Annotated in this window: 23 protein-coding genes and 1 riboswitch; of the genes, 18 read left to right on the top strand and 5 right to left on the bottom strand. The window is 59.2% G+C overall.

The annotated features are described in order from the left end of the window. The first annotated feature begins 15 nt into the window (after positions 1-15). The 6 genes from SCT_RS11130 to metW all read left to right on the top strand — a co-directional run bounded on the left by SCT_RS11130 (position 16) and on the right by metW (position 5,319). Positions 16-1,062 carry an FAD:protein FMN transferase gene (locus tag SCT_RS11130; protein ID WP_059423260.1) on the top strand — a complete coding sequence of 349 codons (1,047 nt, stop codon included), beginning with the start codon at positions 16-18 and terminating at the stop codon, positions 1,060-1,062. A 63-nt stretch (positions 1,063-1,125) separates the two neighbouring features. Continuing rightward, positions 1,126-1,518: a PTS sugar transporter subunit IIA gene (locus SCT_RS11135; RefSeq protein WP_059422997.1), complete on the top strand. Its 393-nt coding sequence runs from the start codon at positions 1,126-1,128 to the stop codon at positions 1,516-1,518. A gap of 1 nt (position 1,519) precedes the next feature. Then, positions 1,520-1,789 (top strand): HPr family phosphocarrier protein, encoded by a 270-nt coding sequence (locus tag SCT_RS11140; protein ID WP_009207122.1) that lies wholly within the window; start codon positions 1,520-1,522, stop codon positions 1,787-1,789. 52 nt (positions 1,790-1,841) lie between these two features. After that, positions 1,842-3,566, top strand: coding sequence for a phosphoenolpyruvate--protein phosphotransferase (gene ptsP, locus SCT_RS11145; protein ID WP_059422999.1), 1,725 nt, complete (start codon positions 1,842-1,844; stop codon positions 3,564-3,566). Positions 3,567-3,595: 29 nt separating this feature from the next. Beyond that, a complete protein-coding gene (locus tag SCT_RS11150) occupies positions 3,596-4,738 on the top strand; it encodes a homoserine O-acetyltransferase (RefSeq protein ID WP_059423002.1) in 1,143 nt (380 codons plus the stop codon). Next, positions 4,735-5,319, top strand: coding sequence for a methionine biosynthesis protein MetW (gene metW, locus SCT_RS11155; RefSeq protein ID WP_059423004.1), 585 nt, complete (start codon positions 4,735-4,737; stop codon positions 5,317-5,319). The genes SCT_RS11150 and metW overlap by 4 nt, the downstream gene beginning before the upstream one ends. Before the next feature lie 97 nt (positions 5,320-5,416). Here the strand turns inward: metW and SCT_RS11160 are convergent, their stop codons facing one another. Continuing rightward, on the bottom strand, positions 5,417-6,085 hold the full coding sequence (locus SCT_RS11160) for a sulfite exporter TauE/SafE family protein (RefSeq protein ID WP_059423007.1): 669 nt from the start codon (positions 6,083-6,085) through the stop codon (positions 5,417-5,419). A gap of 238 nt (positions 6,086-6,323) precedes the next feature. On the opposite strand from SCT_RS11160, the gene SCT_RS11165 reads away from it, so the two are divergent. Next, the gene (locus tag SCT_RS11165) at positions 6,324-7,574 is read left to right on the top strand and encodes an AmpG family muropeptide MFS transporter (protein ID WP_059423010.1); all 1,251 of its coding nucleotides are present in this window, start codon (positions 6,324-6,326) and stop codon (positions 7,572-7,574) included. A gap of 7 nt (positions 7,575-7,581) precedes the next feature. Here the strand turns inward: SCT_RS11165 and SCT_RS11170 are convergent, their stop codons facing one another. Further along, positions 7,582-8,361: an exodeoxyribonuclease III gene (locus tag SCT_RS11170; RefSeq protein ID WP_082098314.1), complete on the bottom strand. Its 780-nt coding sequence runs from the start codon at positions 8,359-8,361 to the stop codon at positions 7,582-7,584. Between the two features lie 26 nt (positions 8,362-8,387). On the opposite strand from SCT_RS11170, the gene pyrE reads away from it, so the two are divergent. From pyrE to SCT_RS11185, 3 genes are all read left to right on the top strand, one after another. Beyond that, positions 8,388-9,029 carry an orotate phosphoribosyltransferase gene (gene pyrE / locus SCT_RS11175; protein WP_059423013.1) on the top strand — a complete coding sequence of 214 codons (642 nt, stop codon included), beginning with the start codon at positions 8,388-8,390 and terminating at the stop codon, positions 9,027-9,029. Positions 9,030-9,039: 10 nt separating this feature from the next. Then, entirely contained in the window at positions 9,040-9,663 is a 624-nt protein-coding gene (locus SCT_RS11180) for a DUF4124 domain-containing protein (RefSeq protein WP_059423016.1), read from the top strand. Between the two features lie 81 nt (positions 9,664-9,744). After that, positions 9,745-9,830, top strand: a riboswitch (cyclic di-GMP riboswitch). 223 nt (positions 9,831-10,053) lie between these two features. Then, positions 10,054-12,120: a methyl-accepting chemotaxis protein gene (locus SCT_RS11185; RefSeq protein WP_059423017.1), complete on the top strand. Its 2,067-nt coding sequence runs from the start codon at positions 10,054-10,056 to the stop codon at positions 12,118-12,120. 60 nt (positions 12,121-12,180) lie between these two features. Here the strand turns inward: SCT_RS11185 and gatB are convergent, their stop codons facing one another. The 3 genes from gatB to gatC form a co-directional block, all read right to left on the bottom strand. After that, positions 12,181-13,638, bottom strand: coding sequence for an Asp-tRNA(Asn)/Glu-tRNA(Gln) amidotransferase subunit GatB (gatB, locus tag SCT_RS11190; protein ID WP_059423019.1), 1,458 nt, complete (start codon positions 13,636-13,638; stop codon positions 12,181-12,183). A gap of 2 nt (positions 13,639-13,640) precedes the next feature. Continuing rightward, entirely contained in the window at positions 13,641-15,095 is a 1,455-nt protein-coding gene (gene gatA / locus SCT_RS11195; protein WP_059423023.1) for an Asp-tRNA(Asn)/Glu-tRNA(Gln) amidotransferase subunit GatA, read from the bottom strand. A gap of 79 nt (positions 15,096-15,174) precedes the next feature. Beyond that, positions 15,175-15,462 carry an Asp-tRNA(Asn)/Glu-tRNA(Gln) amidotransferase subunit GatC gene (gene gatC / locus SCT_RS11200; protein WP_059423025.1) on the bottom strand — a complete coding sequence of 96 codons (288 nt, stop codon included), beginning with the start codon at positions 15,460-15,462 and terminating at the stop codon, positions 15,175-15,177. Between the two features lie 93 nt (positions 15,463-15,555). On the opposite strand from gatC, the gene SCT_RS11205 reads away from it, so the two are divergent. The 8 genes from SCT_RS11205 to SCT_RS11240 all read left to right on the top strand — a co-directional run bounded on the left by SCT_RS11205 (position 15,556) and on the right by SCT_RS11240 (position 24,179). Continuing rightward, complete coding sequence (locus SCT_RS11205; protein WP_059423264.1) at positions 15,556-16,599, top strand: rod shape-determining protein; 1,044 nt, start codon at positions 15,556-15,558, stop codon at positions 16,597-16,599. A gap of 83 nt (positions 16,600-16,682) precedes the next feature. Then, entirely contained in the window at positions 16,683-17,588 is a 906-nt protein-coding gene (mreC, locus tag SCT_RS11210; protein ID WP_059423027.1) for a rod shape-determining protein MreC, read from the top strand. 4 nt (positions 17,589-17,592) lie between these two features. Next, entirely contained in the window at positions 17,593-18,132 is a 540-nt protein-coding gene (mreD, locus tag SCT_RS11215) for a rod shape-determining protein MreD (RefSeq protein WP_059423029.1), read from the top strand. A gap of 68 nt (positions 18,133-18,200) precedes the next feature. Next, positions 18,201-20,114 (top strand): penicillin-binding protein 2, encoded by a 1,914-nt coding sequence (mrdA, locus tag SCT_RS11220; RefSeq protein ID WP_059423031.1) that lies wholly within the window; start codon positions 18,201-18,203, stop codon positions 20,112-20,114. Beyond that, a complete protein-coding gene (rodA, locus tag SCT_RS11225; protein WP_059423032.1) occupies positions 20,107-21,210 on the top strand; it encodes a rod shape-determining protein RodA in 1,104 nt (367 codons plus the stop codon). Before mrdA ends, rodA begins: the two co-directional genes overlap by 8 nt. Beyond that, on the top strand, positions 21,207-22,175 hold the full coding sequence (locus SCT_RS11230) for a septal ring lytic transglycosylase RlpA family protein (RefSeq protein WP_159107899.1): 969 nt from the start codon (positions 21,207-21,209) through the stop codon (positions 22,173-22,175). Before rodA ends, SCT_RS11230 begins: the two co-directional genes overlap by 4 nt. A gap of 16 nt (positions 22,176-22,191) precedes the next feature. Continuing rightward, positions 22,192-23,331, top strand: a complete 1,140-nt coding sequence (locus tag SCT_RS11235) for a D-alanyl-D-alanine carboxypeptidase family protein (protein WP_059423268.1) — start codon at positions 22,192-22,194, stop codon at positions 23,329-23,331. After that, a complete protein-coding gene (locus SCT_RS11240) occupies positions 23,328-24,179 on the top strand; it encodes a D-amino acid aminotransferase (RefSeq protein WP_059423033.1) in 852 nt (283 codons plus the stop codon). The genes SCT_RS11235 and SCT_RS11240 overlap by 4 nt, the downstream gene beginning before the upstream one ends. Position 24,180: the final 1 nt, after the last annotated feature.

Consider the following 24,180-nt stretch of genomic DNA (forward strand, 5'->3'; position numbering starts at 1 on the left):
TTTCTCCGCGCTTCCGTGCCTCCGCGGTTCAAAACCGCCCTTGTTTTTTCCGCGCTTGTAATTCTGGCAGGCTGCGCCAAGGAAGTCCCTGTCTACCACGAACAGAGCTTCGTCTTCGGCACGATGGTGGAGGTGACGATTGCAGGCGAGGAACCGGCGCGTGCCAGGGAGCTGGCGGGCAAGGTGCTGGCGGACTTCGATTATTTGCATCGCACCCTGCATGCCTGGGAGCCAAGTGCGCTGTCGCGGATGAATGCGGTGTTTGCGCAAAGCCCGTCGAAAGCGGCGGTTGTGCCCGGCCTGGTTCCGATTATCCAGGATGCCGCGCGCCTTTCGGAAATGTCGGGCGGCTTGTTCAACCCCGCCATCGGCAAGCTGATTAAACTCTGGGGGTTCCAGGGTGATGAATTCATGCCACAACAGCCCGACCCCAGGGAAATCAAGGCGCTGGTCCAGGCCAATCCGCGCATGACCGATATCGTGTTCGAAGGGATACTGTTCTACAGCAAGAACCCGGCGGTCCAACTCGACCTTGGCGGCTACGCAAAGGGCTATGCACTCGATCTGGCGGCTGAATATCTGCGTGCCCAAGGGGTGAAAGGCGCGCTGATCAACGTCGGCGGCAATATCATCGCGATTGGCAGCCGCGGTGGTCAGCCCTGGCGCGTCGGCGTGCAACATCCGCGCAAGGCGGGAGCCATTGCTTCGCTGGAGCTTCACGACGGCGAAGCAATTGGCACTTCGGGAGATTACCAGCGTTACTTCGAGTTCGACGGCAAACGCTACTGTCACATCATCGATCCGCGCACCGGCTACCCGGCGCAGGGCGTGCAGGCGGTTACCGTGCTGATTCCCAAGGGAAGCCATGCTGGCACATTGTCCGATGTTGCTTCCAAGCCAGCTTTTATCGCCGGCGTGAAGGGCTGGCGCACGGCGGCGAAAGGCATGGGAGTGGAGAGCGCCATGTTGATCGATGGACGCGGCGAAATCTATCTGACAGCGGCGATGAATAAACGTCTGGAGTTTCAGGAAAAGGGGCTGGTCTTTCATGAAGTTCCCTGATTCAGCGGATCGTCTTTGCGGTAAAATGGCAGTTTTGTGTTTGTCAGGAACCAGGGACTCTCAATGATCGGCATTCTAATTATCGCGCATGGCACTTTGGGCGACAGCTTGATTCACTGTGCCAGCCATGTATTCGGCGGACCCCAGCCGCGGTTGCAAGAGTTTGGGGTGGCGGTCCAGGACGACCCAGGTCGGCTGTTGCCTCAGGTGCGGGAAATTATCGAGGGGCTTGACGATGGCAGCGGGGTGCTGGTTCTTACCGACATGTATGGCGCCACGCCGAGCAATATCGCCTGCCGTCTGGTCGAGCATGGCCAAGTGGAGTGCGTAGCCGGGGTCAATCTGCCGATGCTGGTGCGGGCGATTACTTATCGTAACGACCCGCTGGAAGCGGTGGCGGAGAAGGCGCTTTCCGGCGGCCGCGATGGTGTGGTTCACGTTACCAAGGAATGCTGAGATGTTACAGCAAGACATAGCGATCGTTAACAAGCTCGGCCTGCACGCGCGCGCCTCCGCTAAGCTGACCCAGATGGCAGGGCAGTTCAAAAGCGAAATCTGGATTACGCGTAACGAGCGCCGGGTTAACGCTAAGAGCATCATGGGCGTGATGATGCTGGCGGCGAACAAGGGCAGCACGATCCATCTCGAGATCGACGGTGCCGACGAAGATGCGGCGATGCAGGCTCTGGCGGCCTTGATCGCCGATCGTTTCGGCGAGGGGGAATGATGAAAATGGTCGTCAGCCATCGGTCGTCAGTCGTTAGCAGGAGCGAGGCGCAATGAGTTTTGCCATGCATGGCGTCGGAGTGTCTGGCGGTATCGCCATCGGCTATGCTCATTTAATCTCCCATGCCGTTCTTGAGGTTCCTCTTTACGCCCTGTCATTGGAGCAAGTGCCGAATGAGATCGCTCGTTTCGAGGCGGCGATAACCGCCACCCGCCTCGAACTGGAGGCGCTACGGGTGAATATACCCGCTGGTTCCCCGGCGGAATTCGACGCTTTTCTTGACCTGCATTTGCTGATTCTGGCGGACGGCACGCTATCCAAGGCGCCGATCGGCCTGATCCAGAACCAGCGTATCAACGCGGAATGGGCGCTGAAGCAGCAGATGGACGCCCTGCTCTCGCAGTTCGAGCAAATCGAGGACGACTACCTGCGTGAACGCAAGGCCGACGTGGTGCAGGTGGTAGAGCGCGTGCTCAAGGAACTGCTCGGCCATCCTGGTTCGGTCAGCCAACCGTCAAGCACCGATGTGAGCCGGATCTTGGTGGCGCACGATCTTTCCCCCGCCGACATGATGCTGTTCAAGCAGCAGTCTTTCGCCGCATTCATCACCGATGTCGGTGGAGCGACTTCGCACACCGCGATTGTTGCCCGTAGTCTGAATATTCCCTCGATCGTGGCGCTGCACCATGCCCGCCAACTGATCCGCGAAAACGAGCTGTTGATCGTGGATGGCCAGCAGGGCGTGGTGATCGTCAACCCGGACAAGCAGATTCTGGCCGAATACAAGCTGCGCCAGAGCCAGTGGGAGATCGAGAAGCAAAAGCTCAAGCGTCTCAAGTCCACTGTCGCCACAACCCTGGACGGTACCGCGGTGGAACTGCACGCTAATATTGAATTGCCGCAGGATATCCCGCAGGTAAAGGCCTCCGGCGCCACCGGCATCGGCCTGTTCCGCAGTGAATTCCTGTTCCTCAACCGCGACGATTTGCCCGATGAGGAGGAGCAATTTGCCGCCTACCGCAAGGTGGCGCAGGACATGAAGGGGCTGCCGGTGACCATCCGCACCCTGGACCTGGGTGCGGACAAGCAGCTCAGGTTCGCCGACCGCAGCGGCGACAATCCCGCCCTGGGTCTGCGCGCCATCCGACTGTGCCTGTCCGAGCCGCAGATGTTCCATACCCAGTTGCGGGCGATCCTGCGTGCCTCGCACTATGGCCGGATTCACTTACTGATCCCGATGCTGTGCAGCCTGTCCGAGTTGCGCCAGACCATGCACCTGATCGGCCACGCCAAGCAGGAGCTGGCAGCGGAAGGGGTGCCCTTCGATACCCACATCCTGGTCGGCGGCATGATAGAAATCCCGGCGGCGGCGCTTGCGGTGCAGGCATTCGCCAAGCAACTCGATTTTCTGTCGATCGGCACCAACGACCTGATCCAGTACACTCTGGCGATCGACCGTACCGACGATACCGTGGCGCACCTCTACGATCCCCTTCACCCGGCAGTGCTGCAGTTGGTCGCCATGACCATTGCCGCCGCCAACAAGGCCGGCATTCCGGTTTCAGTATGCGGCGAAATGGCGGGTGATCCCAGCTTCACCCGCCTGCTGCTCGGGTTGGGGTTGCGCCAGTTTTCCATGCACCCGGCTCACGTGCTCACGGTCAAGCAGCAGATCCTCAAGTCCGACCTGCCTCACATCACCGCCGTGGCGCAGAAAATGCTCAAGGCGCAGGAGCCGGAGAAGCTGCATCAGTTGCTGGCGCGCCTGAACGCCTGAGCGCCCGAAATCACGCTATAATTTCCGCCATGCACACGCAAACCAACTCCGTCGGCATCGTAACGCCACAGACCGCCCACTTCGATACGCCGATTATCCTGAAAAGCGGTGCGACGCTGGACAGTTACGATCTGGTTTATGAAACCTACGGCACGCTGAACGCGGACAAATCCAACGCCATCCTGGTTTGCCACGCCCTGTCCGGTCACCATCACGTTGCCGGCTACCATTCCGAGCAGGAGAAGCGGCCGGGCTGGTGGGACAATATGATCGGCCCTGGCAAACCGGTGGATACCGAGCGTTTTTTCGTTATCGGCCTCAACAACCTGGGTGGTTGCCACGGTTCGACCGGTCCCTCCAGCCCTGATCCGAAAACCGGCAAGCCTTACGGCAAGGCATTCCCGTTCGTGACGGTAGAGGATTGGGTGGAAACCCAGGCGCGGCTGGCCGACCGGCTCGGCATTGAATCTTTCGCCGCGGTGATGGGCGGCAGCTTGGGCGGGATGCAGGCGCTGTCGTGGACCATCCTGCATCCGCAGCGCGTGCGCCATGCCCTGGTGATCGCTTCGGCGCCAGGCTTGACCGCGCAGAACATTGCCTTCAACGACGTGGCACGTCAGGCTATCCTGACCGACCCGGATTTCCACGGCGGTGATTTCTACGCCTACGGCGTTGTGCCCAGGCGCGGCCTGCGTCTGGCGCGCATGCTCGGTCACATCACCTATCTGTCGGACGACGTGATGGGTGAGAAATTCGGCCGCATCCTCAAGAATGATGTATTCCAGTTCGGCTATGGCGTGGAGTTCGAGGTCGAATCCTACCTGCGCTACCAGGGCGACAAGTTCGCCGACAGCTTCGACGCCAATACGTATCTGCTGATGACCAAGGCGCTCGACTATTTCGATCCTACCCATCATCATCGTGTCGGCCTGAGCTCGGCGATGAGCCCGGCCCAGGCCGATTTTCTGGTGATCTCATTCACCAGCGACTGGCGTTTTGCGCCGGGTCGCTCGCGCGAAATCGTCAAGGCGCTGCTGGATAATGACCGCCGCGTCAGCTACGCGGAAATCACCGCAGCGCACGGTCACGACGCCTTCCTAATGCCCGACCCGCACTACCATGCCCTGGTACGCGCTTACATGAACAACGCGGCCAAAGGGTTGGGGATATGATCGCAAGAGCCGATTTCGCCGCCATTGCACGATGGGTGGAGCCGAATGCCAAGGTGCTTGATCTGGGCTGTGGCGATGGCACTCTGCTGAAATACCTCAAGGAGGCCCGCAACGCGCACGGCTACGGCATCGAGATTGCCGACGCCAACATCCTCGCCTGCGTTGAAAAAAACGTCAACGTGATCCAGATGGACCTGGAGGCGGGGTTGTCCGGATTCGAGCCGCAGTCGTTTGATTTCGTCATTCTGTCGCAGACCCTGCAGGCGATGCGCAACATCGAACTGGTGGTGAAGGAAATCCTGCGCGTCGGTCGGCAGGGCATCGTCACCATACCCAATTTCGGCTACTGGCGGCGGCGTATCCAGATCATCGGCGGGCGAATGCCGGTGTCGAAGGATTTGCCCTACCAATGGTACGACACGCCCAATATTCATCTTTGCACCTTTGTCGATTTCGAGGCGTTCTGCCGCGATCAGGGGGTGCGCATTCTTGAGCGCCATGTCATGTGCGATGGCGACGATGTAAGCTTGCTACCAAATCTGCTGGGGAATTTAGCGGTATATCGTTTCGAGAAGGCGTAGGGGCTAAATGCTTTACCCGTAGAGGTGAAGCATTACTGGGTTTTCTCCGCGTCCTCTGCGGTGAAAAGACTTTCATCGAAAAACGAACACATCTGGGCTACAGCATCGCCAGCCGGTACAGACCCAGTACACCGAAGCCCGCCACCAGAAGCCCGGCGGCGAGGCGGACCCCTTTGTGCTGCATGAAGCCTTTGAGTTGTCGGGCGAAGTAGCCCATCGCCAGCAGGTTGGGCAGGGTGCCGAGACCGAAGGCGATCATGATCATGCCACCACTGGCGGCGCTGCCGCTGGCCATCGCGGCCACCAGCACGCTGTAGACCAGGCCGCAAGGCACCCAGCCCCACAGTGCTCCCAGGGCGAAAGCCTGTGGTACCGAACGCACCGGCAGCAGCTTTTTCGAGTAAGGCTGCAGGCGCTGCCAGATGACGCCGCCGAGGCGCTCAAGCTGCACTATGGCATGGGAAAGACCGGCCAGATAAAGGCCCAGGAAAACCAGCAGCAGGTTTGCAATCAGGTACAGGGCCTGCTTGACCGGCAACATGTCGCTCAGCATCATGCTGCTCGCCCCGGCAGCGCCCACCAGCACACCCGCCGCGCCGTAGCTGACGATACGGCCCAGGTTGTAGGCCAGATGGAAACGCCATTGCGGGACATTGGCCGGCATTTGCAGGCTTAATGCGCCGACGATGCCGCCGCACATGCCGACGCAGTGGGTGCCGCCGAGCAGGCCAACCAGCAACGCCGAGATCAGGCTGACTTCAGGCATGGTTTTTGGGGATGAAATGAGTCATGACCGGCCATTTTGACACAGCCGGCACTGACCCACCAAGTTATGTAGGGCGGAAAAGCGTAGCGCCTTCCGCCGTACGAGTTGCCCGCACATCGCTTCGGTGGATTGAACATTCGGCGGATAACGCTACGCTCATCCGCCCTACGTGACTACGTGGCTATTTCTGCCGCGCCTTTTCAGGTAAGGTAGCGCGTCTGATTATTGTTATTCCTGTATGTCTGAAAAATCCTCTCTCTGGCGGGCGATCTTCACCCGCAAAATGCTCATCTGCGTTTTTACCGGCTTCAGTTCCGGCCTGCCGCTGTATTTTCTGATCAGCCTGGTGCCGGCATGGCTGCGCTCAGAGCAGGTCGACCTCAAGGTGATCGGCCTGTTTGCGCTGATCCAGCTGCCCTATATCTGGAAGTTCCTGTGGTCGCCGCTGCTCGATCACTACGCTTGGCCGAAGCTGGGTCGGCGGCGGGGCTGGATGCTGTTTACCCAGATTGCACTGCTGCTTTCTGTGCCACTGTTCGGCTGGTTCGAGCCGAAGCTGGATCTTTGGAGCATCGCCTATCTGGCCCTCGCGGTCGCCTTCTTTTCCGCCACGCAGGACGTCGTGCTCGATGCCTTCCGGCGGGAAATCCTGTTCGATGTCGAGCTCGGCCTGGGCAACGCGATCCACGTCAATGCCTACCGCATTGCCGGCCTAGTGCCGGGCTCGCTGTCCCTGATCCTGGCCGACCATTTGCCCTGGAGCAGCGTGTTCCTGATCACCGCGCTGTTCATGCTGCCCGGTGTCATCATGACGCTGATGGTGGCCGAGCCCGATCTCGTCAAGTCCGGTCCGAGAACGCTGCGGGCGGCGGTGGTCGAGCCGTTCCGCGAGTTCATCAACCGCCAGGGCTGGCGCGAGGCCTTGCTGATCCTCGGTTTCATCTTCCTCTACAAGCTCGGCGACAGCATGGCCACCGCCCTGGCGACGCCGTTCTATCTCGACATGGGCTTCACCAAGACCGACATCGGCCTGATCGCCAAACACGCCGGCCTGTGGCCCAGTGTCATCGGCGGGCTGCTGGGAGGGGTGTGGATGATGCGGCTCGGCATCAACCGCGCATTGTGGCTGTTCGGCGTGGTGCAGGTCGTGTCGATTCTGGGTTTCGCCGCGCTGGCGCTGGTCGGCCACGACAAGGTCGTGCTCGCCCTGGTGATCGGCTTCGAGGCCCTGGGCGTAGGCTTGGGCACGGCGGCCTTCGTCGCCTTCATCGCCCGCACCACCCACCCGCTTTACACCGCCACCCAGTTCGCCCTGTTCACTAGTCTGGCCTCGGTGCCGCGCGCGTTTATCAATGCTTCTACCGGGTTTCTGGTTGAGCAGTTGGGGTGGTTTGCCTTCTTTTTGCTGTGTACGGTGCTGGCTTTGCCGGGGATGGCGCTGTTGATTAAGGTTGCGCCCTGGAAAGATGGAGAGGATCGGTATTTGTAGGCATCGGCTAGAACGACCAATCGTAATCCACCGTCAGCGGCGCATGATCGCTGAAGCGCTGCTCCTTATAGACCACAGCGCCTTTCGCCGTCGCGGCGATGCCCGGCGTGGCGATCTGGTAGTCGATGCGCCAGCCGACGTTCTTGGCCCAGGCCTGGCCGCGGTTAGACCACCAGGTATAGGCTTCGCCGGTAGCTTCCGGGTGTAGCTGACGGTAGACGTCGACCCAGCCGATTTCGTCGAACACCTTGGACAGCCAAGTGCGTTCTTCGGGCAGGAAACCGGAGTTTTTCTGGTTGGATTTCCAGTTTTTCAGGTCGATCTCCTTGTGGGCGATGTTCCAGTCGCCGCACAGCACCACTTCCCGCCCTTCTGCCTTCAGTGCTTCAAGGTGTGGAGCAAAATAGTCCAGGAAGCGAAATTTCGCTGCCTGCCGCTCCTCGCCGCTGGAACCGGAGGGCAGGTAGAGCGAGATCACGCTCAGCTTGCCAAAATCGGCTTGCAGGTAGCGGCCTTCGGCGTCGATCTCGGCGATGCCCATGCCTTCGACCACATTGTCTGGTTGGCGCCGGGCGTAGATGCCCACGCCGCTATAGCCCTTTTTTTCGGCGGCATGGAAGTAGCCGTGATAGCCTTGTGGGGCGCGCATTTCCGGCGTCAGGTCGGGCAGTTGCGCCTTGAGTTCCTGCAGGCAGACGATGTCGGCCTGCTGCTTGGGCAGCCATTCGAGCATGCCTTTGCTGGTGGCAGAGCGGATGCCGTTAAGATTCAGCGTTATAATGCGCAATAGATTTCTCCAGGATAAGGTTAAGCATGCAGGATTTTCGTCAGGATTTTATTCGCTTCGCCATCGAGCGCAATGTGTTGTGCTTCGGCGAATTCAAGACCAAGGCCGGAAGGTTGAGCCCCTACTTTTTCAATACCGGCCTGTTCAACGACGGAGCATCCCTGGGGCAGCTGGCGCAATTTTACGCCAAAGCCATTCTTTCCGCTCCGTTCCCGTTCGACATGCTGTTCGGCCCGGCCTACAAGGGTATTCCGCTGGTGGCGACGATCGCGGTGGCGCTGGCCGGGCACGGCCGCAACCTGCCTTTTGCGTTCAACCGCAAGGAAGCCAAGGATCACGGCGAGGGTGGCGCCATCATTGGTGCGCCGCTGGCCGGGCGGGTGCTGATCGTGGACGATGTGATTTCGGCCGGCACTTCGGTGCGCGAATCGGTGACCCTGATCAAGGCAAACGGGGCCGAGCCCTGTGCCGTGATGATCGCGCTCGACCGGCAGGAACGCGGCACGGGAGAGTTGTCCGCGACCCAGGAAGTGACGCAGGGCTACGGCATTCCGGTGGTCAGTATCGCCACGCTGGACGACATGATCGGCTACTTGCGGCAGAAGCCGGAGATGGCGCAAAATCTGCTGGCGGTTTTAGAATACAAGAATCAATATGGCGTTTCTTAAAGGAGTCTCTATGCGCATTCGCTTCTCATTGTTGTTGATTCTGCTTGTCAGTTTCCCGGCTGTAGCGGGGAAAGTGTATTCCTGGGTGGATGAGCAGGGGAAAACTCATTATGGCAACGCCATTCCGCCCCAGTATTCTCAACAGGGCAACACCGAGCTGGACAAGAAAGGCGCGGTGGTCAAGAAAACCGATGCCGCCCTGACGCCGGAGCAGCGCAAGGCCAAGGAAGATGAGCTGGCGCAGCAAAAGGAGGAAGAGAAAAAGAAACTGGAACAGAAACGCCGCGACAAGGCGCTGCTCAATACCTATACCACGGAGAAGGAAATCGACCTGGTTCGCGACCGCAATCTGCAACAGGGTGAACTCCAGCTCCAGAGCATGGAATTGCGCGCCAAGCAGGTGCAGCCGCGCCTTGATCAGGCCCGGAAGCGGGCGGGAGACCTGGTTGCCAAGAAGAGGCCGTTGCCGCCTGATTTGCAACAGGAGATTGAGGAAGCCGAAAAAGAGATGCAGCGCCTGCAGGAAATGATCAAGCAGAGACGCATGGAAATGGATGCGATTCGCGCCAGGTTCGAGGATGACAAGAAGCGTTTTCGCGAACTGCGCCAGGTCGAGGATACTGCGAAGAAGTAGGCGGCTGGCCCCTGGATGCCAGCAATAGTGGGTAATACCTGTTTGACGACAAGGGTTTCTACTATATGATGCATCTAAATTACTTGATAAGGGTCAACCCGGCCGAAAGGTGGGGGCGCAAAGTTCCGGTCTAAAGGGCGCTGCCTCATGACTGTGGAATTGCCAGGAAGGAGACAAGGCGTTCGCGCTTTCGTCGCTTTACTATGATTTGGTCAAATTCAGGCAATGCCAAAAGTCGTCCCAGTTCTATTCCATGTCTGTCCCGACGTCGTTGTTTTGACGTGCTCCGGCGTCGCCGCCATTATTCAGCTTTTCTTCATCAATGCAGGTCTGCTGCTCCGCGACATAGTGGAGTGCTGGCTTCCTGCGCGCCATGCCTAGGGAATAACAATGAAAATCAACTTGCCCGTCACCCAAACCGAGAAACCCTATATCAAGGGCGAATACCTGGTCTCCAAGACTGACCTCAAGGGTATCATCACCTATGCCAACGATGCTTTCGTGGCGATGAGCGGCTACAGCCGCGAGGAGTTGGTCGGCAAGAGCCATAACCTGGTGCGCCATCCCGACATGCCGCCGCAGGCTTTCGAGGATCTGTGGAAAACCGTCAAATCCGGCCGACCATGGCGCGGCGTCGTGAAAAACCGCTGTAAGAACGGTGACCATTACTGGGTGGACGCCTTTGCCGTGCCGGTACGCAGGAATGACGAAACCATCGGCTACATGTCGGTGCGCAGCGAGCCTTCGCGCCAGGCTGTGGCCGTGGCGGAGGCGCTGTACCGCACCCTCAACCAGACCAAGGCGCCTTTGCCCAAAGGGGGGCGATTTAAGTGGCTGCACACCATTAAAGCCAGATTAACCGGTGTTGTCGTTCTGCTTTCGTTGATCATGTTGGCGGTCGGCGCTGTTGGCCTGATGGGGATTGTCCAGTCCAACGAGGGGTTGCGTTCGGTGTACCAGAACCGTGCCCAGCCTATGGTTGAGCTTGACCAGGTTGCCCGGCTCTCGACACGCAACCGGGTGATACTGATTGATGCAATCATCAACCCGAGCGAACAGAACGTGGCAAAGCGCCTGGAGGAATTTCAAAAGAACCGTGACACCACACAGCAAAGCGTTGATGGCTTGGAAAAGCTGGTGGTTGAAGAGGATAAGCCAGCGGTTGCTACACTGGCAGCCGATTACGCCAGGCTGCTCAAGGAGGGCTTTGACCCGGCGGCCACGGCGATTCGGGCGGGAGACTTCAAAGAGGCGATCCGGATCAGCAAGGAGCATATCAGCCCGCTCAACAAGCCGGTTAGCGACGATCTGGATGGCTTGATTCAGCACCAGGTTAAGGGTGCTAAAGATCAGTACGAAACCGCCCAGCAGCGTTATGGCAGTACGCGCAACCTGGTCGTGATGCTGGTCGTGATCGGCCTGCTTGGTGCGGCCTGGCTCGGCTATCTTCTGGTCCGTGCAGTACTGGGGGCAATTAATACGGCCATCCATCATTTTGACCATATTGCCCAAGGCAACCTGACCGACGACATCGATATCTCCGGCCAGGATGAAACCGGCCAGCTGTTGTATGGGCTGGCTACCATGCAGGTGCACCTGAAGACCATGCTGGACGAAATCATCCATGCATCGAGGAGCATAGAGGCGCGCAGCCAGAACTTGCAGGAAGAGATGCTCCGGGTGGTGGAGCACTCCGATACCCAGCATGACCGCACCCAGGAAGTCGCCGCGGCGATGGAGCAGGCCAGCGAATCGGTATCGGAGGTGGCGGCTTCGGCCTCGCGCGCAGCGGAGGCGGCGGTCAGTGCGCAGGAAGTGGTGGACGCAAGCAACGCTACCATGCAGCAGAGCGTGACCGCTTCCGAGCAGGTGGTGCGGGCTGTTCAGACCTCAAGCCAGGCCATGCTCGAGCTGTTCGAGTCGATTCACCGCATCGGCCAGATCACCCTGGTAATCAAGGAAGTGGCCGATCAGACCAACCTGCTCGCGCTCAACGCCGCCATCGAGGCGGCCCGTGCCGGCGAGCAGGGACGCGGCTTTGCGGTGGTGGCCGACGAGGTGCGCAAGCTGGCCGAGCGCACTGCGGCCAATACCAAGGATATCAGCGAGACCGTCAATGAAATTCAGGCCGGCACCCAGCGCGCAGTGGCGTCGATGGATGATGCCATGGCTCAGGTCAGCAATAGCACCGGGTTGATGCAGGTGACGCGCGAAGGGCTGGGGAGGATTACTGCGAAGAGCGGAGAAGTCACTGACATGGCGCAGCAGATCGCGGCCGAGGCACAGCAGCAGTCGGCCGCCAGCCACGACGTGGCGCGCAACATGGAGACGATCGCCGAGCTGGTGGAGGAAAATACCCGTGCCGCCCAGAGTGCATGGCGTGCTACTGAGGATCTGGCTCATACCGCCGAGGGACTCAAAGCCCTGGTCGGCCACTTCGAACTGCTCAAGAAGTAAAACGGGCGAAAGAACAGGGCACGGGCTTGTCTGCCCGTGCCCTGTTCTTTTATGGCGGAATTAGCCGGCCAGCTTCTTCTTCAGGATTTCGTTGAGCTGGGCAGGATTGGCTTTGCCTTTGCTGGCTTTCATCGCCAGACCGACGAAGAAGCCGAACACCTTTTCCTTGCCGCTGCGGTATTCGGCGACCTGTGCCGGGTTGGCCGCAATGATCTCATCCACGATCTTTTCGATCGCGCCGCTGTCGGATACCTGCTTTAATCCCTTGGCTTCGATGATCGTGTCGGCATCGCCTTCGCCTGCCCACATCGCAGAGAATACTTCCTTGGCGATCTTGCCCGAAATGGTGCCGTCCACAATGCGCTGCAGCAATCCGGCGAGTTTACCAGCGGTGATCGGGGAGTTCGTGATCTCGAGCCCCTCTTTGTTGAGCTGGGCAGACAGGTCGCCCATGATCCAGTTGGTGGCCATTTTCGCCTCACCTCCCAGCGCCTTGACCGTATCTTCGAAATAGCCCGCCAGTTCACGCGATGTGGTCAGAATGCCGGCATCGTAAGCAGGCAGGCCCTGGTCACGCACGAAGCGCTCGCGCATCGCCTGCGGCAACTCCGGCATAGTGGCGCGGGCCTGATCGAGGAAAGCTTCGTCCACCACCAGCGGCAGCAGGTCGGGGTCGGGGAAGTAGCGGTAGTCGTTGGCCTCTTCCTTGGAGCGCATCGATCGCGTTTCGTCCCGGTCGGGGTCGTAGAGGCGGGTTTCCTGAATGATGCGGCCGCCGTCCTCAAGAATCTCGATCTGCCTGCGAACTTCATATTCGATGGCTTTTTCCATAAACTTGAAGGAATTGAGGTTCTTGATTTCGCACCGGGTGCCAAGCGTTTCCACGCCCATGGGGCGCACCGAAACGTTGGCGTCGCAGCGGAACGAGCCTTCCTGCATGTTGCCGTCGCAAATGCCAATCCAGCGCACCAGGGAATGCAGCTTCTTGGCATAAGCCACGGCTTCGGCGCTGCTGCGCAGGTCGGGCTCGGTGACGATCTCGACCAGCGGCGTGCCGGCGCGGTTGAGGTCGATGCCGGTCATGCCATGGAAGTCTTCATGCAGTGATTTGCCGGCATCCTCCTCGAGATGAGCGCGGGTGATGCGTATGGTTTTTTCGTAAGCCTGTCCCGAGCCTGTCGAAGGAGTTACCTGGATCTGCAGCGTTCCGCCTTCGGCCACAATGGGCAGTTCGAGCTGGGTGGTCTGGTAGCCTTTGGGCAAATCCGGGTAGAAATAGTTCTTGCGTTCAAACACCGATCTGCGATTAATTCGTGCGCCGATGGCCAGGCCGAATTTGACGGCTTTTTCCGCCGCCGCGCGGTTGAACACCGGCAGCACGCCGGGCAGGGCGATGTCGACAGCGCAGGCCTGGGTGTTGGGCGCAGCGCCATAGGCGGTGGCCGCACCAGAGAAGATCTTGGAGTGTGTGTTGAGCTGGGCATGCGTTTCCAGCCCGATGACGATTTCCCACTGCATATTTATATCCCTTGCGGCATGCGAGTATGCCAGTCGGTCGCCTTCTGGAACTGGTGCGCGACGTTGAGCATTTTCGCTTCGCTGAAATAGTTGCCGATGATCTGCAGGCCGACCGGACGGCCGTTGGCGCCGAAGCCGGCGGGCACGGACATGCCCGGCAAGCCGGCGAGGTTGACGGCGATGGTGTAGATGTCCGACAGGTACATCGAAACCGGGTCGTCGCTTTTCTCGCCCAGGTTGAAAGCGGTGGTCGGCGCGGTTGGCCCCATGATCATGTCGCACTGCGCGAAGGCGTTGGTGAAGTCCTGCGCGATCAGGCGGCGCAGCTTCTGCGCTTTCAGGTAGTAGGCGTCGTAATAGCCGGCGGACAGCACATAGGTGCCGATCATGATGCGTCGTTTCACCTCCGCACCGAAGCCCTGTGCCCGGCTCTTGCCGTACATGTCGGCCAGGTCCGTGTATTCCGGGGCGCGGTAGCCGTAGCGTACGCCGTCGAAGCGGGCTAGGTTGGAGGAGGCCTCCGCGGGAGCGAGGACATAATAAACCGGAACAGCCAGCTTGCTGTTGGGCAGCGATATTTCCACGGTCTCGGCACCCAGCTTGCGGTATTCCGCCAGGGCGGCTTCGATGGCTTGCGCTACGTCGGCGGAAAGCCCTTCGGCAAAGTATTCCTTGGGCAGGCCGATACGCAGCCCCTTGAGCGGTTGTTCCAGGTCTCGGCCGTAGTCTTCTTTTTCCCGTTCCAGGCTGGTCGAGTCGCGCGAGTCGAAGCCGGCCATCACGTTGAGCAACAGCGCGCAATCCTCGGCGCTCTTCGCCATCGGGCCGCCCTGGTCGAGCGAGGAGGCGAAGGCGATCATGCCGTAGCGCGACACCACGCCATAGGTCGGCTTGATGCCGGTGATGCCGTTGAGCGCTGCAGGCTGGCGGATGGAGCCGCCGGTGTCGGTGCCGGTGGCTGCCGGGCACAGCCGTGCCGCGACTGCCGCGGCCGACCCGCCCGAGCTGCCGCCGGGAACGGCATTGAGATCCCAGGGATTCTTCACCTTGCCGAAATACGAGGTTTCGTTGGACGAGCCCATGGCGAATTCGTCCATGTTGGTCTTGCCCAGGTTGATCGCGCCGGCGCGATTGAACTGTTCGATTACATGGGCGTCATAAGGTGAGACGAAATTGTGCAGCATCTTCGAACCGCAGGTGGAGAGCCAGCCCTCGGCGCAGAAGATATCCTTCTGCGCCACCGGAATGCCGGTGAGTGGCCCGGCCTTGCCGGATGCGATCAATGCATCAGCGGTCTTGGCCTGCGCCAGACTTTTGTTTTCATCTATAGTGATGAAGGCGTTGAGTCTGGGATTCAGCTCCCTGATGCGATCGAGGAAGGTCTGCGTCAGTTCGACACTGGAGATCTTCTTGGAGGCCAACTGGGCCGAGAGTTCTTTTAGCGATGTGTTGAACATTATTTTGGTCAGGAGTGAGGAGTGAGCCGAGAAGAGTCCGAATTTGACTCCTCACCCCTCACTCCTTACTCCTTACTCCTTACTCAATAACTTTGGGAACCAGATAGAGGCCAGCTTCAACTTGCGGCGCGACGGCCTGGTAGGCGGCGCGGCGGTCGGTTTCGGTGGCAACGTCGTTGCGCAGGCGCAGCACCACGTCCTGGGCGTGCGCCATCGGCTCGATGCCGGTAGTATCGACGGCTTGCATTTCCTCGACCAGGTTGAGGATGTTGGAGAGTTGCTGCAAATAGCCCGGCATTTCGTCCTCTTCCACCGCAATGCGGGCAAGATGGGCAATGCGCTTTACATCGGCCAGATTCAATGACATAAAAATTCACCCGGAGAACTTCAAAGCGATACGCATAAAATGGTATCATGTTTTATTTAACCGACGCACCTCAATCACTGGAATTAAGCAATGATGTTTGGATTCTTACGCGGATATTTTTCCAACGACCTGGCCATCGATCTGGGTACCGCCAACACCCTGATTTTCGTACGCGGCAAGGGTATCGTGCTGGACGAGCCCTCGGTGGTGGCGATTCGCCAGGAGGGCGGACCTTCCTCGAAGAAGACCATCCAGGCGGTGGGCATAGAGGCGAAGCAGATGCTCGGCCGCACGCCGGGCAACATTACGGCGATCCGCCCGATGAAGGACGGTGTGATCGCCGACTTCACCATCACCGAGCAGATGCTCAAGTACTTCATCAAGAAAATTCATGATTCGCGCATGCTCAGCCCTAGCCCGCGCATCATCATCTGCGTGCCCTGCGGATCGACCCAGGTGGAGCGGCGTGCCATCCGCGAATCCGCGATCGGAGCCGGCGCGCGTCAGGTATACCTGATCGAGGAGCCGATGGCGGCGGCAATCGGCGCTGGTCTGCCCGTGGCCGAGGCGACCGGTTCGATGGTGGTGGATGTCGGCGGCGGCACCACCGAAGTTGGGGTGATTTCCCTGGGCGGCATCGTCTATGCCGCTTCGGTGAGGGTCGGTGGCGACAAGTTCGATGAAGCCATCATCAACTACATCCGCCGCAACTACGGCATGCTGATTGGCGAAGCTACGGCCGAGAGAATCAAAAAAGAGATCGGCTCTGCCTTCCCCGGTTCGGAAGTGCGCGAGATGGAAGTAAAGGGTCGCAATCTGGCCGAAGGCATCCCGCGCAGCTTTACTATTTCTAGTAACGAAATCCTCGAAGCCCTGACCGATCCGCTCAACAGCATCGTCAGTGCGGTCAAGTCGGCCCTGGAACAGACTCCGCCGGAACTGGGCTCTGACATAGCAGAAAAGGGCATGGTCCTGACTGGCGGCGGCGCCTTGCTGCGCGATCTGGATCGGTTGTTGATGGAAGAAACCGGACTGCCGGTGATCGTCGCCGAAGACCCTCTCACCTGCGTGGTGCGCGGCAGCGGTCGGGCGCTCGAGGAAATGGACAAGCTGGGTGGCGTCTTCACGAATGATTGATGCAGGGCGGAAAAGCGAAGCGCTTTCCGCTGTTGTGCGGACAGACGCCGGATAAAGCCACACTTTCCAACCTACGAGACTGAATGGAACACCAGCCTTTTTTCAAGCACGGCCCCAGCCCGCTGGCACGTTTCGTCTTTTTTGCCTTGATTTCCCTGGTGTTTATGTTGTTGGATGCTCGTCTGAACGCACTGGATTCCCTGCGCCAGATAATTTCAGTTGCAGTTGCTCCTCTGCAGCGTCTGGCCATGACTCCCGCTGAACTTCTCGACCGGACAGGCAGTTTTTTCGTTACCCAGGAACGCCTGCAAAACGAGAACGCCATGCTCAGGCAGCAACAACTGGCGCAGGCGGCGCAATTGCAACGGATGCAGGCGATGCAGGCGGAGAATGCCCATCTACGTAACATACTCAATGTTCAGAGGCTGCGCGGCGAAAGCGTAGTGGCGGCTGAAATCGTCTATGCCGGACGCGATCCGTTTTCCCAGAAAATTACCGTGGACAAGGGCTCGAATCATAAAGTCCAGGCCGGGCAGCCGGCGCTCGACGATATTGGTGTAATTGGGCAGGTCACTCGAGTCTATCCGTTCAGTAGCGAGATTACCCTGCTCACCGACAAGGACCAGGCAATTCCTGTTGAAATCGTTCGCAATGGCGCTCGTGCCATCGCTTTCGGCCATGGCCAGGATGGTGCGCTTGAGCTGCCTTTCATGGCTGCCAATGCGGATATCCAGAACGGCGACACCCTGGTCACCTCCGGTATCGATGGTGTATATCCTGCCGGATTGCCGGTGGCGGTGGTAACGAAAATCGAGCGCAACTCAGCTTTCGCCAAGATTACGTGCATGCCAAGTGCGGGCGTGAACCGCCACAGGCAGCTTTTGATACTGATCGGCGAAGTGCGGCAGTTTCAGAAACCTGAATCCGCTCCGGCGGGTACAGGAACGACAGACGGCAAGACGCCCGTATTGAGAAAGAAGAGGGGCTGACGACATGCATTACGCCGGAGCACCGGAACTGCTCAAACCCGCCAGCTTGAAATTCATCTTGTTGACGCTGGTGAGTGGGTTACTGCTCAACCTGTTGCCTTGGCAAGGGCTGGCACTGTCGTTTCGCCCTGATTTCGTCGCCCTGGTGCTCCTGTTCTGGGCTATTCGTGAACCACGAAAACTGGGGTTCGCCGCGGCCTGGATCGCCGGACTGATGATGGATGTCGGTGATGGTGTGTTTTTGGGGCAGCATGCTTTTGCTTATACCCTCGGCGTCTATGCTGCAATCGTGCTGCATCGGCGTATTCAGCGTTTCACCCTGTGGCAACAGGCGTCTCACGTGTTACTGCTGCTACTATTGTTGCAGGCCACGATGCTGATCATTCGGCTTTTCGGCGGCGGCATTTTTCCAGGCCCCGGTTATTTTCTTTCCTGCCTGACCGGCGCGATGCTATGGCCGGCTTTGAGCCTGCTTTTTCTGCTTCCTCAGCGCGGCAGGCCGGATGCTGACTCGGTGTATTCCGCAGGTCATAAGGGCCTGTAAATGAATAAGCTGAATCAGCATCCGGCCAGCACACCCATGTGCCTAAGTTATCCATTTGCAGGCCCTAAGTGAATCGCCCGACCGAACTCAGAAACCATCAGAGGGAGCTGTATTATTTCAGGTGGCGGCTTGGCATTGCTGCCGCTGGTGCCATACTGTTGTTTACACTGCTGGCAGGACGCTTTTTTTTCCTGCAGGTAGTGCAGCATGAATATTTCCATACCCTGGCTGAAAATAACCGGATTTCCATCGTTCCCGTCGTTCCCAATCGCGGTTTGATCCTCGACCGCAATGGCATCGTTCTGGCGCATAATTATTCTGCTTACACTCTGGAAATCACGCCGAGCAAGATCAAGGATCTGGAGGCAACAATCAATGGACTGGCAGCACTGGTCGACATCCAGCCGCGCGATCGCAAGCGCTTCAAAAAGTTGCTTGAGGAAAGCCGCAATTTTGAGAGCCTGCCGATTCGCGCTCGCCTGAACGATGTCGAGGTTGCCCGCTTTACCGCCAACCGCTTCCGTTTCCCCGGTGTGGACATCAAGGCACGGCTGTTCCGCCATTATCCCAAGGGGGAACTGGCTTCCCACGCCATTGGACATATCGGGCGCATCAACGAAGCCGACCTTGACCGGCTGGAAGCCTCGGAAGATATGGCGAATTACCGCGGTAGCGACCATATTGGCAAGCTTGGCATTGAGCAGAGTTATGAAAAACAGTTGCATGGTGTCACCGGCTTCGACCAGGTGGAAACTGACGCCGGCGGCCGCGCGATTCGCACCCTGAGCCGGCGCGCGCCGGTTTCAGGGAGCGACTTGACCCTCACGCTCGACAGCCGCTTGCAGGAAGTGGCCGAGAAGGCGTTCGGGCAATACCGTGGTGCACTAGTGGCAATCGACCCGAAGAGCGGCGAGGTGCTCGCCTTCATCAGCAGGCCCGGGTTTGACCCCAACTTGTTTATCGATGGCATCGATCCGGTTAACTGGGATGCCCTCAACAATTCTCTCGATAAACCGCTCAACAACCGCGCCTTGCGCGGGCAGTATCCGCCGGGTTCGACCTTCAAGCCGTTCATGGCGCTGGCCGGGCTGGAACTGGGAAAGCGCACACCTTCCTACACCATTTCCGATCCCGGGTTTTATACGCTGCCCGGCAATGCCCATCACTACCGCGACTGGAAGAAGGGTGGACACGGCTCGGTGGATTTGCACAAATCCATCGTGATTTCTTGTGACACTTATTACTATGGCCTGGGTGTCGATCTGGGCATCGACAACATCACCAACTTCATCGGCCAGTTCGGTTTCGGCAGGAAAACCGGCATCGACATCGAGGGGGAAACCTCCGGCCTGATACCCTCGCGCGAGTGGAAAATGAAGCGCTACAAGCAAAAATGGTACACAGGCGATACCGTGAGCGCCAGCATCGGTCAGGGCTATAATCTGGCCACTCCCCTGCAACTGGCCTTCGCCACGGCGGTGCTGGCCAATAACGGCATCGTTATCCGTCCGCACCTGGTGCGCTCGATTCTGGATGCCGTCACTAACCAGGTGAGGACGGTGCCTGCTGCCAAACCCGTTGCCACCCTGGCCTTCAAGCCGGAGAACCTGGAACTGGTAAGGAAGGCGATGATAGATGTCACCCAGCCGGGTGGTACGGCGGCGCGGGTCGGCGTGGGTGCTCCATACCTTACTGCCGGCAAGACCGGCACAGCCCAGGTGATCGCCATCAAGCAGACCGAGAAATACGTGGAAAGCCGGGTGTCTGAGCGCAATCGCGACCACGCCCTGTTCATCGCTTACGCCCCGGCCGACGATCCTAAAATTGCCATGGCCATCCTGGTGGAAAACGGCGGACACGGCGGCTCGACCGCAGGGCCTATCGCCCGAACAGTGCTGGACTATTTCCTGCTCGGCAAGGAGCCTCCGCCGCCTGTGCCGCTAGTGCCGCCAACCGAGGCGCCGGAGGAGGAGCATGATTAAAATCGACCCGCGGCGAATCTGGCTGTGGCTGACTGCGCATATCGACAGCCTGCTGCTGAGTTTTATGCTGATGCTGATGCTGATTGGCCTGATCGTGCTGTACAGCGCCACCGGCCAGGACCTTGGCAAGACCACCGGGCAGATGCTCAATATGCTGGTGGCGCTGGTGGCAATGTGGGCCGTTGCCAATGTGTCGCCGCAGCACATTGCGCGCGCGGCGTTGCCTGTTTATGGCTTGGGCCTGCTGCTGCTGATTGGCGTAGCGTTGTTCGGAGACGTCAGTCACGGCGCACGGCGCTGGTTGAATATCGGTATCCGCATCCAGCCCTCGGAGATGATGAAACTGGCCGTGCCGCTGATGCTCGCCTGGTACCTGGACAGGCGCGAAAAAACCCTCAACCTCAAGGACTTCGGCGTCGCCGTCCTGCTGTTGGTGGCCCCAGTGGGGCTGATTGTAAAACAGCCGGATCTCGGCACTGCCTTGCTGATCTCTGCTTCCGGCTTCTATGCGCTGTTCCTGGCCGGGTTGAGTTGGCGCATTATCCTCGGGCTGGTTGGAGTGGGGGCAGCGAGCGCACCAATTTTGTGGTCGCTGATGCACGACTATCAGCGCCAGCGTATCCTGACCCTGATCGATCCTTCTCAGGACCCGCTCGGTGCGGGTTATCACATCATCCAGTCGAGCATTGCATTAGGGTCGGGCGGAATTTTCGGCAAGGGCTGGTTCAACGGGACACAAACACACCTCGATTTTCTGCCGGAGCGTACCACCGACTTCATATTTGCCGTTTATGGCGAGGAATTCGGCCTGGCCGGCAACCTTATCCTGCTGGCGGTGTACATCCTGGTGATCGGCCGCGGCCTGGTAATCGCCGCCAAGGCGCCGACTTTGTTCAGCCGCCTCCTGGCGGGCAGCATCACGCTGACCTTCTTCACCTATGCTTTCGTCAACATGGGCATGGTGAGTGGCATCCTGCCCGTGGTCGGCGTGCCGCTGCCGCTGATCAGCTATGGAGGGACTTCCATGGTGACACTGCTGGTTGGATTTGGTATGTTGATGAGTATTCAAACCCACCGGAAACTGGTGCAATCATGAGAATATCAGGCGAAAGGCGAGAGGCGAGAGGCGAGAGGCGAGGCGGCGGCACGATGTTGGCTGTGTTGTGCCTGTTGCCCGTATTTCTGATTGGCTGCGGCAGCGTCGCGCCACGGCAGGATGCTCCCGTTGTTTCCAAGCAGGAAAAATCGGCTGTGGTGACCAAAAAAGGGGGCGGCTATTATCTCAACGACGGCCCGGGCGACAACCCGCCCGCCAATCTCGACGCTATTCCCGATGCCGAGCCGAAAGTCGAGCCGCTGCACAAGTTCGCCAACCGGCCTTACTCTGTTCTGGGCCAGACCTATACCCCCGACACCCGCCTCAAGCCCTATAAAGAAACCGGCGTGGCTTCGTGGTATGGCAGGCGATATCATGGTCAGAAAACCTCGATCGGAGAGGTTTACGACATGTATGGCATGACGGCGGCACACCCAACCCTGCCGATTCCGAGCTATGCGCGCGTCACAAACCTGAAGAACAACAAGTCGGTGGTGGTTCGGGTCAACGACCGCGGTCCGTTCCTTAGCGACCGCCTGATCGATTTGTCCTACACTGCGGCCTACAAATTGGGCGTGCTCGCCGGTGGTAGCACCCGGGTTGAGGTGGAGGCTATCGACCCAGCTAATTACGTTGCTGCAGCAAAACCGGCTGAAGTACCGGACGCTGCTCCGCTGGCCGACAAGGGATCCGTTGTCGCAGTGCAGGAGGCGGATTTGCAACCGGCCGCGAGCAACGGCCACTATGTCCAACTCGGTGCGTTCGGCGCACAGGAAAATGCAGAGTCCTTCCGCAGCAGGCTCAAGATTGAGCTGGCCCAACTCACCGACAAGTTGCAAATCCACCCGTCAGGCGGGCTGTTTCGGGTGCAGGCCGGCCCATTTCAGACCTTGGCTGAAGCCAGCCAGGTTGCCACCGAGATCAAGAATTCGCTCAATATCAAAACAGTGTTGACTACCCGCTAATTATCAAATGGTTTCCATGATGAAAAAATTCCTTACGCTTGCATTGCTATTTGCTGTTCTTCCGGTGTTTGCAGCACCTCCCGCCATTTCCCTGCCTCCTGCGCCGGACATTGCTGCCAGAAGTTACATTCTGGTGGACTTTTCCAGTGGCCAGACGTTACAGCAGCGGGGTGGGGACGAACGGATGGAGCCCGCTTCGCTTACCAAGCTGATGACGGCCTACCTGACTTTTGCTGCCCTGCGCCAGGGAGTGATCACAAAAACCCAGACGTTGCCGGTGTCGGAGAGGGCATGGCGCGCCGAGGGGTCTCGCATGTTCATTCAGCCGAACACACCTGTTGCCGTGGACGATCTGATTCGCGGCATGATCGTGCAATCCGGCAACGATGCCTGCATCACCTTGGCTGAGGGCGTCGCCGGCAGCGAAGAAGAGTTTGTTCGGCGCATGAATCTGGAAGCCCAGCGTCTGGGCATGAAAAATACCCATTTCATGAATGCCACCGGCCTCCCCCACCCACAGCACTACACCACAGCCCGGGATTTGAGCCTGTTGGCTCTGGCGATCATCCGCGATTTCCCCGAATACTATCCACTCTATTCGATGAAGGAATACAAGTACAACAACATTACCCAGGCCAACCGCAACCGTCTGCTGTGGCAGGACCCCACCGTCGATGGCATGAAAACCGGGCATACCGAATCCGCCGGCTATTGCCTGATCGCCTCGGCCAAGCGCGATTCGCGGCGGCTGCTTTCGGTCGTGCTGGGCACGACATCGGAAAGCATGCGCGCCAGCGAGAGCCAGAAACTGCTGAATTACGGTTTCCAGAATTTCGACACCCACCATCTGTACCAGAAGGGCCAAGTCGTTGCCACCCTGCCGGTGTGGAAGGGTGGCGAAAATACCCTCAAGGCCGGCGTTGCCCAGGATTTCTATGTCTCGTTGCCTAAGGGCCAATACGCGCATCTCAAGGCCTCGCTGGTCAGCAAACAGCCTTTGCTGGCGCCGCTAGCGGCGGGGCAGGAGGTCGGCACTATCCGCTTGATGCTGGATGACAAACCCTATGCGGAATACCCGCTGGTGGCGCTGGAGGCCGTGGCCAGGGCGAACTTCTTCAAGCGCGGCTGGGATGGCGTGAAGCTGTGGTTCAAATGATTTTCCTCAACGGCCGGTTCATGCCCATCGAAGAAGCCTGCGTGCCGGTGCTCGACCGTGGCTTCATTTTCGGTGACGGCGTCTACGAGGTGATCCCGGTCTACTCGCGCCGTCCGTTCCGCCTGCGCGAGCATCTGAAACGACTGCAGCACAGCCTGGACGGCATCCGTTTGGCCAACCCGCATAGCGAGGATGAATGGGAGCGCCTGATCGGCGAGCTGGTCGAGCTCAACGAGGAACAAGACCAGTCGCTCTACCTGCATCTCACCCGCGGCGTCGCCAGGCGTGACCACGCTTTCCCGCTGGGCGTGGCGCCGACGGTTTTCATGATGAGCAATCCGCTGGTAACTTCGACGCCGGAACTTGTGGAAAGCGGCGTTGCCGTGGTGAGCGCGGCGGACAATCGCTGGCTGCGTTGCGACATCAAGGCAATAGCCTTGTTGCCCAACGTATTGTTGCGCCAGCTGGCGGTGGATGCAGGTGCTGCCGAAACCCTGCTGCTGCGCGACGGCTTCCTTACCGAGGGCGCCGCCAGCAACATCTTCGTGGTGCGCGATGATGTCCTGCTGGCTCCGCCGAAAGACAACCTGATGCTGCCCGGCATCACCTACGACGTGATCCTGGAACTCGCTGCTGCCGCATCCCTCAAAACCGAGGTGCGGCGCATTAGCGAGCATGAAGTGAGGACGGCGCAGGAGCTGTGGCTCACCTCCTCAACCAAGGAAGTGCTGGCGATCACCCACCTGGACGGCAAGCCTGTCGCGGATGGCAAGCCGGGTCCACAATTCCGGCAGATGTACCGACTTTATCAGGATTACAAGAACACCGTGATGCGCAAGGAAAGTTGAG

It is taken from the genome of Sulfuricella sp. T08 (assembly GCF_000971475.1).
In the GTDB taxonomy this organism is placed as follows: Bacteria; Pseudomonadota; Gammaproteobacteria; order Burkholderiales; family Sulfuricellaceae; genus Sulfuricella.

Bases quoted from the DNA above. Each gene is read 5' to 3' on its own strand.
- SCT_RS11180 (WP_059423016.1), top strand. From the start codon at position 9,040: ATGCGCATTCGCTTCTCATTGTTGTTGATTCTGCTTGTCAGTTTCCCG.
- gatB (WP_059423019.1), bottom strand. From the start codon at position 13,638: ATGCAGTGGGAAATCGTCATCGGGCTGGAAACGCATGCCCAGCTCAAC.
- metW (WP_059423004.1), top strand. From the start codon at position 4,735: ATGATCGCAAGAGCCGATTTCGCCGCCATTGCACGATGGGTGGAGCCG.
- mreD (WP_059423029.1), top strand. From the start codon at position 17,593: ATGCATTACGCCGGAGCACCGGAACTGCTCAAACCCGCCAGCTTGAAA.
- SCT_RS11235 (WP_059423268.1), top strand. From the start codon at position 22,192: ATGATGAAAAAATTCCTTACGCTTGCATTGCTATTTGCTGTTCTTCCG.
- mreC (WP_059423027.1), top strand. From the start codon at position 16,683: ATGGAACACCAGCCTTTTTTCAAGCACGGCCCCAGCCCGCTGGCACGT.
- SCT_RS11205 (WP_059423264.1), top strand. From the start codon at position 15,556: ATGTTTGGATTCTTACGCGGATATTTTTCCAACGACCTGGCCATCGAT.
- SCT_RS11185 (WP_059423017.1), top strand. From the start codon at position 10,054: ATGAAAATCAACTTGCCCGTCACCCAAACCGAGAAACCCTATATCAAG.
- gatA (WP_059423023.1), bottom strand. From the start codon at position 15,095: ATGTTCAACACATCGCTAAAAGAACTCTCGGCCCAGTTGGCCTCCAAG.
- SCT_RS11135 (WP_059422997.1), top strand. From the start codon at position 1,126: ATGATCGGCATTCTAATTATCGCGCATGGCACTTTGGGCGACAGCTTG.
- SCT_RS11160 (WP_059423007.1), bottom strand. From the start codon at position 6,085: ATGCCTGAAGTCAGCCTGATCTCGGCGTTGCTGGTTGGCCTGCTCGGC.
- SCT_RS11230 (WP_159107899.1), top strand. From the start codon at position 21,207: ATGAGAATATCAGGCGAAAGGCGAGAGGCGAGAGGCGAGAGGCGAGGC.
- pyrE (WP_059423013.1), top strand. From the start codon at position 8,388: ATGCAGGATTTTCGTCAGGATTTTATTCGCTTCGCCATCGAGCGCAAT.
- SCT_RS11240 (WP_059423033.1), top strand. From the start codon at position 23,328: ATGATTTTCCTCAACGGCCGGTTCATGCCCATCGAAGAAGCCTGCGTG.
- SCT_RS11140 (WP_009207122.1), top strand. From the start codon at position 1,520: ATGTTACAGCAAGACATAGCGATCGTTAACAAGCTCGGCCTGCACGCG.
- gatC (WP_059423025.1), bottom strand. From the start codon at position 15,462: ATGTCATTGAATCTGGCCGATGTAAAGCGCATTGCCCATCTTGCCCGC.
- ptsP (WP_059422999.1), top strand. From the start codon at position 1,842: ATGAGTTTTGCCATGCATGGCGTCGGAGTGTCTGGCGGTATCGCCATC.
- rodA (WP_059423032.1), top strand. From the start codon at position 20,107: ATGATTAAAATCGACCCGCGGCGAATCTGGCTGTGGCTGACTGCGCAT.
- SCT_RS11150 (WP_059423002.1), top strand. From the start codon at position 3,596: ATGCACACGCAAACCAACTCCGTCGGCATCGTAACGCCACAGACCGCC.
- SCT_RS11165 (WP_059423010.1), top strand. From the start codon at position 6,324: ATGTCTGAAAAATCCTCTCTCTGGCGGGCGATCTTCACCCGCAAAATG.